Annotated in this window: 11 protein-coding genes and 3 pseudogenes; 10 read left to right on the top strand and 4 right to left on the bottom strand. The window is 66.1% G+C overall.

The features are described 5' to 3' along the window. Positions 1-454: 454 nt before the first annotated feature. Both AB0I23_RS27935 and AB0I23_RS27930 read left to right on the top strand, forming a co-directional pair. On the top strand, positions 455-712 hold the full coding sequence (locus tag AB0I23_RS27935) for a helix-turn-helix domain-containing protein (RefSeq protein WP_359113299.1): 258 nt from the start codon (positions 455-457) through the stop codon (positions 710-712). A gap of 785 nt (positions 713-1497) precedes the next feature. Beyond that, entirely contained in the window at positions 1498-2277 is a 780-nt protein-coding gene (locus AB0I23_RS27930) for a hypothetical protein (protein ID WP_359113297.1), read from the top strand. 296 nt (positions 2278-2573) lie between these two features. On the opposite strand, the gene AB0I23_RS27925 is transcribed toward AB0I23_RS27930, so the two are convergent. Next, complete coding sequence (locus tag AB0I23_RS27925; RefSeq protein WP_359113295.1) at positions 2574-2798, bottom strand: GntR family transcriptional regulator; 225 nt, start codon at positions 2796-2798, stop codon at positions 2574-2576. A gap of 576 nt (positions 2799-3374) precedes the next feature. Here AB0I23_RS27925 and AB0I23_RS27920 point away from each other — a divergent pair. Both AB0I23_RS27920 and AB0I23_RS27915 read left to right on the top strand, forming a co-directional pair. Further along, entirely contained in the window at positions 3375-3752 is a 378-nt protein-coding gene (locus AB0I23_RS27920) for a DUF1992 domain-containing protein (RefSeq protein WP_359113293.1), read from the top strand. Positions 3753-3794: 42 nt separating this feature from the next. Then, positions 3795-4295, top strand: a complete 501-nt coding sequence (locus AB0I23_RS27915; RefSeq protein WP_359113291.1) for a GNAT family N-acetyltransferase — start codon at positions 3795-3797, stop codon at positions 4293-4295. Between the two features lie 72 nt (positions 4296-4367). Here the strand turns inward: AB0I23_RS27915 and AB0I23_RS27910 are convergent, their stop codons facing one another. The 3 genes from AB0I23_RS27910 to AB0I23_RS27900 form a co-directional block, all read right to left on the bottom strand. Continuing rightward, positions 4368-4757, bottom strand: coding sequence for a VOC family protein (locus AB0I23_RS27910; protein WP_359113290.1), 390 nt, complete (start codon positions 4755-4757; stop codon positions 4368-4370). A 155-nt stretch (positions 4758-4912) separates the two neighbouring features. Further along, entirely contained in the window at positions 4913-5764 is an 852-nt protein-coding gene (locus tag AB0I23_RS27905; RefSeq protein ID WP_359113288.1) for a VOC family protein, read from the bottom strand. A gap of 466 nt (positions 5765-6230) precedes the next feature. Continuing rightward, positions 6231-6563, bottom strand: coding sequence for a DUF6479 family protein (locus tag AB0I23_RS27900; protein ID WP_359113286.1), 333 nt, complete (start codon positions 6561-6563; stop codon positions 6231-6233). A gap of 317 nt (positions 6564-6880) precedes the next feature. On the opposite strand from AB0I23_RS27900, the pseudogene AB0I23_RS27895 reads away from it, so the two are divergent. From AB0I23_RS27895 to AB0I23_RS27870, 6 genes and pseudogenes are all read left to right on the top strand, one after another. Further along, positions 6881-7101 (top strand): annotated as a pseudogene (locus tag AB0I23_RS27895) (hypothetical protein); the annotation flags it as partial. 194 nt (positions 7102-7295) lie between these two features. Beyond that, a complete protein-coding gene (locus tag AB0I23_RS27890; protein ID WP_359113285.1) occupies positions 7296-7682 on the top strand; it encodes a hypothetical protein in 387 nt (128 codons plus the stop codon). Between the two features lie 98 nt (positions 7683-7780). Continuing rightward, positions 7781-8214, top strand: a pseudogene (locus tag AB0I23_RS27885) (2Fe-2S iron-sulfur cluster-binding protein); the annotation flags it as partial. Further along, positions 8180-8671, top strand: a pseudogene (locus tag AB0I23_RS27880) (molybdopterin cofactor-binding domain-containing protein); the annotation flags it as partial. The pseudogenes AB0I23_RS27885 and AB0I23_RS27880, both read left to right, overlap by 35 nt. A 454-nt stretch (positions 8672-9125) precedes the next feature. After that, a complete protein-coding gene (locus AB0I23_RS27875; RefSeq protein ID WP_359113283.1) occupies positions 9126-9593 on the top strand; it encodes an ATP-binding protein in 468 nt (155 codons plus the stop codon). A gap of 221 nt (positions 9594-9814) precedes the next feature. Next, positions 9815-11242, top strand: coding sequence for an NADP-dependent succinic semialdehyde dehydrogenase (locus AB0I23_RS27870; protein WP_359113282.1), 1428 nt, complete (start codon positions 9815-9817; stop codon positions 11240-11242). The last annotated feature ends 118 nt before the right edge of the window (positions 11243-11360 follow it).

The following is an 11360-nucleotide window of genomic DNA, read 5'->3' as shown; positions in this document are numbered from 1 at the left end:
GCCCACGTCAGGGCAGACAGAAGCACCCCCGGCGCGCGCCACGGGATTTACCACGCCCCCGGCGCGCACCGAAGGTGCGCTGGATCGCTGACCTGGGGTTTCTCCTCTAAGAGTGCTGATGCAGCACCCTATCTCTCATGTGATCTGCCTCTCACTTCCCCTTTTCCTGTCACAAAACCCTGAGATTGACACCGACGTCATTAGTAGAGAGCAAGTAGAAGGCTCTCCGCTTCTCCGCAGTAGTCGGTATCAGCGATGCTGACGCCTACGTGTCTCCCTCGTCCTCTCTCTGGCTCCAGGTTCTGACAGCCGCGGTTCGGTCACCGCAGTTGGGTACGCCTGGTGATTAGGCCCGGTCTCCTCCTTGTTTGTCATGCCAAGGCAGGGGATCGGGCCTATTTCATTTGCCACCAACACCCCTTTCTCCCCGCATGACGCCATGGAGGTTATACCTATGAAGGTTTCCATCTGGGACCGTGCTAGCTGGTCCACCATCCGGCAGGTCAAGGGCCTCACTTACGAGACCCTGGCCAAGGAATATGGCGTCTACCGCTCTATTCCACAGAAGTGGTTTGCAGGAGACATCAATCCGACCCTGGCTAATCAGATCAAGCTTGCCAAGGCACTTGGTATCCCTCTAGTAGACATACTCGACTCTGTTGATCCTGCCGTACGTAATGCAATCCGCTACGCCCTGAATCACGACAACTAACGATAGGACCGCATGACAATGACTCCTTTCTACGCACGTCTTACCGCGGCCATCTCACGGCCACTAGTCCTTATTGCAGCTCTCCTTATTTCCGTGCCGGCGGAGATTCAGCTAGCCCGTGCCTCTGGCTTCAGTGGAGGTTATGAACTCCTGATGCCCTTGGTGCTCTCCCTGTACTCTGCTGCCTCTGCTGTCATTGCTGCCAACCGTCCCCGTGGCACAAAGGGACGGGCTTCTGCCGTCGTTGGTTCTGGCATTGCCCTTGGTATGGCTCTGTCTGCTCAGGTTGTCGGTCATCTCATTACGAGTGGCTACATGACATCTGGGCCTCTTCTGGTGGCTGCGGTCAGTTCCCTCCCTGCACTGGCAGCTGCTCACATGCTCCATTTGGCGCATGGTTCAAAGGCCACAGTCGGTGTCGCAAAGGAAATCCGTGTCAGGACATCGAGAATAAGTCTGAAAATGACAAGCGTGCGGAGGATGACCGCACCCTTGAGAATGCCATTCCTGCTGCGCCTCGGCCCAAGCCTATTGGTCGTCCCAAGCCTAGTCTTCAGGCTATTCGTGAGGCCGCTGACACCCTGGATAAGACAGGGCAACAGGTGACCTCTTCTGCCCTGGCCAAGTTGCTCGGTGTCAGTGACCGTACCGGGGCTCGGTATAAGGGAATGTTGGTGGCTGCCTAATGGAAATCACACTGGCATTGACCAGTCTTGCTGAACTCACCAAGGAACTCATTACTAAGATCGAAACGATTATGGACGAGAACAAGGAGCACCACCACCATGGCTAATTACATTGCTGACAACATCCCTACTGATCTTCCCCTCTCACCTAAGGTCCAGGCTCTCCGCAAGGCATTTGAAGCTGCCGCGGAGAAGTTGTCCACTTACAAGACTGAGAATGCTAGGTACCGTACTCGGGATGTCTCCCAGGTTGGAGAGCTGAAAGCTAGGTACTCCACCCCTGTCTTGGAGGATGCCAAGGCAGAACTAAAGGTCCTGGAAATTGAAGCTGTCAGGGAGGGTAAGGCCCTCCCCAATAAGGAAGTGTTCCTGGGTACTGTCCGTGTGGCTATTGAGGACTACGACCGTACCGTGTCGGCTCTAGAGTCCCTGGTTAAGCAGGCTCACAAGGCGTTCTCAGAGGCTGTCAGGGAAGAGCTAGTTCCTATGGGTCTCAAGGCTGCCAAGGCCGCTCAGAAGGCCCGAGATGAGTGGGAGAAGGCGCACAAGGCTGCCATGACTGCCAGGGGCAAGATCGAAACCGCGGCCTCTCTGTTCACCTGGTGTGCCACCTCGGGACAGGTCGAGACTCTTCCCCTTGATGGTGCCTCTGCCGGCAACAAGGTGGAGTATTTCGAGCTCTCAGGAGATGGACGCTTGACCACTGAAGCGGCCATTAAACTGGGATTCCAGGGCCTGTCGGTTCTGGAAGGACTTATGGTTATTCCTGCCCCGGTAATTGATCCGGAGGCAGAGGCTGAGGCTGAATTCTGGCGTACTTACAAGCCTCAGATTCATGCTGCAAAGTCTGAGGGCTATGGCCCTAACTGGGAACACTGATCAAATTTTGGGCCCCTGCCGTTTTGGTAGGGGCCCTATCTGTGTTTTCTGAGTTCTATTTCAATTCACGGATTTGAAAAGTTCATTACCCGTACGCGATCGAAGGAAGGTGCCCCCGGCGGGTCCTTTGAGTATGAACGTATGCATTACCCCGGGTGCCCTACAGGTAAAGATTCATGGGATAAATCAGGAGGGTTCACTCTCCCCGCTCCCTCGATGCCTGGGAATGAATGAAAGAAGTTAGCTAGATCATTCATTCATTGATGGTTGCGAGCGGGAGAGCAGTCAGACGCCGACTACAGGACGAACGAACCGATGCCGTTCTCTGTCCGGATCAGACCCCGGTCCCGTAGGTCACCCAGAGCCTTCCTTGCGGTCACCTGAGCCACGCTGAACTCACCACACAGGGCGAGGATGCCAGGCAGCTTGGCCCCTGGCGGATAGGTCCCATCGCTGATGCGGGACTCAATCACGGCCACCATCTGCACCCACTTGGCACGGGTGGGATCAAGCTCTGTCATAGGTCAACAGTGCGTGCTGTGATCACCTGCGGCGAGGGATAGCGAGCTATAGCAAGGTGGCGTAGCCTCGGAGTCCAGGCGTACCGAGAGGGGACAGGCAATGCAGCTACAACGGATGCCGGCCGATGGCAGCGGTAAGACAGCCTTCTGTCAGCCGGGAGGGGTGCTGTCTGTCATGGCAGGAGTCATGGAGGAGAAGGCGCTAGCGGTAGCCAGAGAGGACGTAGCCAGGGTCAGGGCCCTGGCAGTGGACAAGGACGTCACCAAGGCAGAGCTGATCTCCGCCCTTCTCTTCCTGTCTCACTCCTGCCTACGGGTCGTTGATGTGGCTGGGTGTCGGTTGGAGCGGGTGCCTCGGTGTGGGTCTGACCCTGACGTGCCCGGTGACTCATGGCGACACGGAACCTGCAACCTTCCTGACGGACACCAGGGAACCCACGTCAACGACGCATGCCATACGTGGGAAGACTGACGAGACAGCAGACGAGACAGGCCCCTGGTGTTGGATGCCAGGGGCCTTCTTCATGCCCAGATCTACGGACAGTCATCATGGCTGGTCAGCGGTGGTGTTTGTAAGTGTTTGTAGAAACCTCTGGATTTGGAAGCAGATCCGCGATTCCGAGGGGCGACTTCTCCCAACTGCCGGGTTTCGGCAAGCCGCTGCCAGGTCTCGACCGCCCGTACGACGAAACCTGGTGGATCAAGGCGAAGATGCAGCGCGAAGGCGTGTCGGTGCTTCCGCCGACACTGGCCCTGCGCAAGGAGGCGGAGGACGTGCGCGAGGCGGTGTCCGGAGCCCGTTCGGAGGCCGAGGTGCGCCGGATGCTCGCCGAGGTCAACGAGAAGATCGAGGCGGCGATCCGGCGGCCGCCGCCGGGGCCGCTGCTGCGTCTGCGCCCGTTCGACATCGATGCGGTGGTCGGGGAGTGGCGTGACGAACGGGACTCGGCGTAGATCTGGTCGGCGGCGCGCCCACTGGTGCGTAATACTCTCCCTATGAGACCGAGTGTTACGTCGTCGAGTGGCGAGGTGGGTCGCGGCGCAGTGCGGGTCCGGCGGGCGACGGTGGCAGACGCGAGGCGTCTCACCCGACTGGTCAGGAACTCCCGTGCCTACGAGGGGCCTTACGCACCCATGGTCGCCGGATACCGGGTGGGAGCCGACTACATAGAGACCCATCAGGTTTTCGCCGCCGTCGAGTCGGCGGAGTCCGGTTCCGGCCGACTGCTCGGCTTCTACTCGCTGATCCTCGATCCGCCGGAGCTGGATTTGATGTTCGTCGCCGACGATGCCCAGGGCCTCGGGATCGGCCGGCTGCTCATCGGGCATCTGTGCGGCGAGGCACGGAATGCCGGACTCACCGGCGTCCGCATCGTCTCGCATCCGCCCGCCGAGGGCTTCTACCGCAGTGTGGGCGCCCGGCGGACCGGCACCGAGACCGCCCGTCCGCCCGCAGTGATGTGGGACCGGCCCGAGCTGATGCTCCCGGTCGGCTGACGGACCGCGGAAGGGGCCTGCCGGGACCCGGATGCCCGTATCCCGGCCCAACCTCTCGTGCGCCGGGCTCCGCTACGAGGCGAAGCCGCCGTATGGACGCGTGATGATCTCCATGGCATGGCCGACGGGATCGAGGAAGTAGACACCCCGGCCGCCGTCATTGTGGTTGATCTCGCCCGGACGCCTCCGGTGCGGATCGGCCCAGTAGGTGATCCCGAGCCCCTTGATGCGGGCGAATGCGGCGTCGAACTCCGCCTCGGACACAAGGAAGGCGTAATGCTGCACGGCGATCGATTCGGTGGGAATGGTCGCGAAATCCAGCGTGACCCCGTTCGCGGTGGAGACCGCGATGAACGGACCCCATTCCGCGCCGATTTCCAGACCGAGGATGTTCGCCAGGAATTCGGCGGATTCCCGGTTGTCCCGGGCATGAATGATGGTGTGATTCAACTCGACTGACACTGTGGAATGCCTCCAACAGGCATCTCAGCACCTCCACGCCTCACCCGGCCGGTGACCGACGCGCGGTGCCGTACTCAAGATCCTAGGCGAGCCGGCGCCGGGCCGTCGAGGGAGCACGGGGGGAGGGGATACGGAACCGTTCCTTCTCAGCGGGTCTACGCGTCCTCCGGCGCCTCCGTGACCTCCACGACCTCCGCGGCCGGGTTCCGGACGTCCGTGACGGTGAACAGTCCACCGTCCGGGTCCAGCAGCGTGGCCTCGCTGCCCTCGCTCGTCGACCGCTCCTCGACGACCGAGCCCCCGTGCTCGCGCGCCGCGGACACCGCCGCCGCCACATCGTCCACCGGGAAGTGGACCTGCCAGTGCGGACGGATCAGCGGATCGGGTGCCGCCTCGACCGCCCCGGAGCTGATGCGGGCGAGCTGCCTGCCGTCGCACTCCACGATGACCTCGTCCTTCGCGTACGACACCTCGCAGCAGCCGGGGCGTCCGGTCGCCCAGTCGAGGACCTCGCCATAGAAGATCGCCGCTTCGAAGGCGCTCCTGGTGCGCAGCCGGAGCCAGGCGTGCGAGTAGTTGTCCGGCGCCGGGGGAGAGGTCGCCGGCGCCGTGCGCTCCCAGAAGCCGAACACGGCGCCGTCGCGATCCGCCGCCAGAGCCCCGCGCCCCTTGCCGAGGGCCAGCGGTCCCACCGCGACCGTTCCGCTGCGCTCGCGGATGCGCGCGGCGGTCACGTCCGCATTCCGGACGGCGAAGTAGGGCGTCCAGGCGACGGCGACCTGATAGGCCGTTGCCACCGCGGCGATGCCGGCCACGGGCACGTCGTCTCGGCGCGCTACGGAGAACTCCTGGCCCAGCTTGCCCGCGCGGAAGGTCCAGCCCAGTACGGCGCTGTAGAACACCTGCGCCGATTCCAGGTCGCGGGTCATGAGGTTGACCCAGCAGGGAGCGGCCGACCCGGTGAGCGCAGCCGGCGCGGACACCGTCCTGGGTTTGCTTCCGGTCATGGTCCCACTGCCTTCGTCGGGTCTGCGGCGTGCGGTGCCGGTGGCCGTCGGGCCTCTCTCAGCCTCACTTCGGTCGGCCACTCCCGCAACACGCGCCGGGCCCGTCCCCCTCCCGCCGGCAGCAGGTCGCACTCCGCCCTGCGGCGCGCACAGCAGGGCGACATCGAGGACGATCAGTCCCCGCGGCATGCCCGCCGGGGACTCCTGGTCGTTCGCGCTCGGGCCTCGAAGCCCTGGAGGAAGAGAGAAGTGCGGTGACGCGCGGACCGGGGAGTCCGTGTGCGGTCCTCCTCGGACCGGGCGAGGAGGGGCGGTTTCCCTCCTCCGGGCACTGCTGTTCGGCCTCGGCGTGTGACCGATCTCGATCCCGGTCACCCGGCCAGATTCCGGGCTCCTGGGGCCGGCTCGCGTGGTGGCTGCCGTCCCCCCGGGCACCGGGGCGGAGCCGGTCGCGTCGGATTCCGGTTCAGTCGCGTGGCTCGTCCTTCTCCCGGTGAATGGGCTCGTTCCCGTGGTCACCGAGTTCGTAGGGCCACAGTCCCCGTCCGTCGGCCGGGAAGCTGTCGTCGCCGTGGACGTCGCGCTCTTCCAGGTGGGTCCGATGGTCCGGCTGCGGCGGCTGCTCGTCCGGCCGGGGCGGCGGCAGTTCCTGGTCCCGGCGCCGCATTCCCAGCCAGAAGCCACCGATCAGCATGCCCACCAGGGCCACTCCGACAATCGGCATCACCACCCCGGTCGCGCCCCGTCCCTCCGCAAGGGGCAGGGCCAGGGAACTGAGGGCTCCGTTCGAAACGTCCATACATACCGAATACCCCGGCATGAGGATGTCACTCGGTCATAGCTGTCAATTCATGTTTTAAGTGGATATAAGTTGAAAGAAGTTTTGTTGCTCAATGGCCCGGATGGCCGAGCGGTTGACACGCTTGTTCCTCCCTCTGGCGGAGAGGTCTGCCCGGACGTCGTTTCCCGTCGGCCTCGGCGGTACGGGCTTCACCACCGCCGCGCACATCCGCCACCGTTCCTCTCGTGTCGCCGACACCCAGCCGTGGGGTGAGCCTGGAAGGGGTTCCCGAATCGCCGGAGGGATGCCATGGCAGTGCCGCATCCGATCGGCCGTTGGCCGGCCGACAGCTGCCCAGCGGTGACCCGCTGGGCAGAGGGCGTGCGGCGATGTCGCGGCGTACGGAGAGCGGTCGGCCGCGCACCGCGGCCTCCGACCGGGCGGTGCAGCCCGTCCGCCCGTGCTGCGCGGCCGACTGCGCCGGCAGGCGTCCGTCAAGGGTGACCGTGTCGGACAGATCGAGGGCGGCCCCGATTCACCGATCAGTCCGTGGCGCGGCGCCGTGGCAGCAGCCGTGCTCGGGAACCGCCGGGCGGCCGCCGTCGGCGCAGGACTCGCGCTGTTCGCGGGTGCGGCCTGCACAGGCTTCGGGATCTTCGCGGCAGGCATCGCGTCCTCCGAGGATCCCGTCTACATCGTCGGTCCCCGGCGCGGGGACGTACAGCAGAACTCCGAGCGGAAGGAACCCCGGTGAACAGCACACAGTCGCAGACGGAGGAGAGCCGGTACGGGAAGGAGGTGTCGGTCGCCATCAGCGGATGTGCGAAGGATGACGCGCGAATGGTCTTCGACGTCCTGCGGGCCGCCTTCGCCACCGACCGGGCCTTGGGCGACGTGCCGCAGGACCTGGCGGGGAAGCGCCCCACCGTATGGACCGTGACCGTCGACGTGTCCGAGGCGCGGGTGGTCTCGGGTCCCGTCGCGCTGGGCAAGCCCGTGAAGCTCGATGTGCAGGGCGGTTACTGGGCGGTCGAAGAACTCAGGAAACACCTGGCCGACGCCTTCAGGGTGCAGGTCGTCGGAACGGTCTCCGGTGACCAGGAGGAGGAGGTGCGCCTGCGGCTGGAGAGCCGGTAGGGCGCAGAACTGTGCCGGAGTGAGTGCAATGAACCGGAAAGTCAGCGCATATTTGGCACAAAGAACGCAAAAGGCGCAGTGGTGAAAGGTGCGAGCGAGTGGACCCCACCAGCGCGCGGGAGGGGAGTGCCGGACAACTGGGGGCGACCCGTCACCGCTCCACCCTGGCTCTGCACATCAACGGCACGGAACGGACCTGACACTCGATGACCGCGTGACCGTCCTGGACGCGCTACGTGAGCATCTGGGCCTCACCGGCGCCAAGAAGGGCTGTGACCACGGCCGGTGCGGGGCGTGCGCCGTGCTTGTCGACGGCCGGCGCGCCAACACCTGTCTGCTGCTCGCCGTCGCGCACGACGGGGCCCGCATCACGACCGTCGAGGGCCTCGCCGAGGGGGACCGGCTGCATCCCGTCCAGGAGGCCTTCCTGGCCGGGGACGCCCTGCGGTGCGGTTACTGCACACCTGGTCAGATCTGCTCGGCCGTCGGCACGCTCGGTGAGGCAGCGGACGGCTTTCCGTCCCACGCCACCGAGGACGGTGAGGACGGCTCCGCCCCGCGGCACTCTGGCCACCGTGTTCGGGCTCCGGCCCGAACAGGTCACGGCCGTCTCCGAACACGTCGGTGGCGGCTTCGGCTCCAAGGGCACCGCGCGCCCGCAGGCCCCCCACCATGGCCGCGCGCCACACCGGACGACCCGTCAAACTGCCTTGGCGCGACGCGAGTTGCCTGCGGTTGCGGGCCACCGCGCCCCCGCCGTGCAACGCGCCAGAATCGGCGTGGAACTCGACGGCACCCGCACCTCGCTCGCCCACGAGATCATCACCCACACCTCCACGGTCAAGGAGTTCGTGGAACAGGCGGCCGTGCCGGCTCGCACGATGTACTCGTCCGCACACAGCCGTACCGTCCACCGGGTGACCGCCCTGGACGTGCCCAGCCCCTCGTGGATGCGCGGCGAGGCCCCCGGCATGTACGCCCTGGAGTCGGCCATGGACGAGCTGGCCGTGGCCCTCGGCATCGACCCCGTCGAACTGCGCCTGCGCAACGACCCGGCGTACGAACCCGACACCGGCCGCTCCTTCAGCGGCCGCGGTCTCGCCGCCTGTCTGGAGGAGGGCGCCGCGCGGTTCGGCTGGTACGACCGCGATCCGCGTCCCCCGGTCCGCAACGAAGACCCGCTGCTGCTCGGTACGGGCGTCGCCTCCGCCACGCCGCTTCGTCCGCGGCGGCGGAGGCGTACGAGACCTTTCAGGGCCGAGCAGGCTTCCGGGGCGGCCTCCTCGCCCCGCACGGCCCCGTTGGCCGACGTGTTGCGCAACCGGTCCTACCGGGTCACCCTAAGGAGTGACCTAACAGTGACATCTGCTCACTCTTCGTGTTCGGGGGGTCGTTGGTTGAACGGGGCGAAGCAGGTGGGCCTCGATGTGAGGAGCCTCGACGATGACCGTTCCACTCGACCGGCACTATCTGGTCGAACTCCAGGTATCGGCAGAGCGCGTTACCCAGGTGCGACGTATCGTCGCCGCGCATCTGCGCCACTGGAGCCTCGAACTCCACGTCCGGCCGGTGTGCCGGGGCGTGGAGGAGTTGCTGACCAACGTCCACCGGCACGTCGGTGACGACAACCATTGCGTCGTCGAACTTCGCTGGTCCGGACGGCACCTCACGGTCTCCGTCGCTGACAACAGCTCGGAGATGCCGCGTCTGCTCAGCACCGGCGGCGGTGGTCTCAGCCGCGTGATGGCCCTGAGCCACAGCTGGGGCACCTGCCGGACCCTCGACGGCAAGGTCGTCTGGTTCACCCGCTACGCAGAGGCGCCGCGGAACACCGATCTGGTGCCGCGCACGCCGCTGCCGGGGACAGGCGAGTTCCGGCTGCCGCCCGTCTCCGAGCCCGCCCTCGTCTGACGCGGCCGCCGCTGCCGGCTCCACGAAACGGGCAGCGCGCCTCCCCCACCCGGACCGGTACCCGAGTCCGTACGCGAAGAAGTCTGCCCCGCCCACCGGCGCGGATGACGTGCACACAGCACGCATAGTCCGCGCCGGCCGGGTACCCGCACCAGGGCCCGCGTTGCGCGACGGGGCGCGGCGCGGCACCGTCGAAGAACCGAGGCAAGGAGGCCACAGTCATGCCCATCGCGACGGTCAACCCCGCGAACGGCGAGACCCTCAAGAGGTTCGACGCACTGGGAGCCGCGGAGATCGAACGCAGGCTCGCGACCGCGGACACCACGTTCAGGGAGTACCGCACCACCGGGTTCGGCGAACGGGCCCGCCTGCTGAACCGGGCCGCCGACCTCCTCGACGAGGACCAGCAGGACATCGCCCGCACCATGACCACCGAAATGGGCAAGCCCGTCAAGGCGGCCCGCGCGGAGGCCGCGAAATGCGCCAAGGCCATGCGGTGGTACGCGGCCAACGCCGAGGGACTTCTCGCGGACGAGCACCCGACGGCCGAAGACGTAGGTGACGCCGGAGCCTCCCGGGCCTATGTCCACTACCGTCCGCTGGGCCCCGTCCTCGCCGTGATGCCGTGGAACTTCCCGCTCTGGCAGGTCGTACGGTTCGCGGCCCCCGCGCTCATGGCGGGCAACGTCGGCCTGCTCAAGCACGCGTCGAATGTCCCGCAGACCGCGCTGTACCTGGAGGACCTGTTCCGCCGGGCGGGTTTCCCGGCAGGCTGCTTCCAGACACTGCTGGTCGGGTCCGGGGCGGTCGAGTCGATCCTGCGTGACCCCCGGGTCGTCGCCGCCACTCTCACCGGGAGCGAGCCGGCCGGCCGCGCGGTCGCGGCGGTCGCGGGCGACGAGGTGAAGCACACCGTGCTGGAACTGGGCGGCAGCGACCCGTTTCTCGTCCTTCCCTCGGCCGACGTGCGGCAGGCCGCACGTACAGCGGTGACCGCCCGTGTGCAGAACAACGGCCAGTCCTGCATCGCCGCCAAACGGTTCATCGTGCACACGGATGTGTACGACGAGTTCGCCGAGGAGTTCACCGCGGGAATGCGCGAACTCACGGTGGGCGACCCGCAGCAGGAGTCCACCGACATCGGCCCCCTCGCCAGCGAACAGGGCCGCACCGACATCGAGGAGCTGGTGGACGACGCCGTACGGCAGGGTGCGACCGTGCTCTGCGGCGGCAGCCGGCCCACCGGCCTGGGCGCCGAACTGGACCGAGGCTGGTTCTACGCCCCCACCGCCCTCACCGGGATCACCCCGGCCATGCGGATCCACCGCGAGGAGACCTTCGGCCCCGTCGCCACGCTGTACCGGGCCGCCGACCTGGACGAAGCCGTGGCCCTGGCCAACGACACCCCGTTCGGCCTCAGCTCCAACGTATGGACACGCGACACCGACGAGAGCCGGCGGTGCGTGCGCGATCTTCAGGCCGGCGGTGTCTTCTTCAACGGCATGACGGCTTCCCACCCCGCACTGCCCTTCGGCGGAGTGAAGCGCTCAGGCTACGGGCGGGAGCTCTCCGGGCACGGGATCCGCGAGTTCTGCAATGCCACCACGGTCTGGTACGGCCCCGAGCCGGACGGAAGCCGGTCCGCGTAGCCGGTCCGTACTGCCTGCGACCCTGTCGAGGAGACGCACATGAGCGACGCCCGCACGCCGTACGCCCGCACGGACGATGCCCGCGCACCCGACGTCTCTGCTTCGGCAGGGGCGTCCG

The sequence above is a fragment of the Streptomyces atratus genome, from assembly GCF_040655115.1.
Taxonomy (GTDB): Bacteria; Actinomycetota; Actinomycetes; order Streptomycetales; family Streptomycetaceae; genus Streptomyces; species Streptomyces atratus_D.
This window is presented reverse-complemented; position numbering and strand designations above follow the sequence as displayed.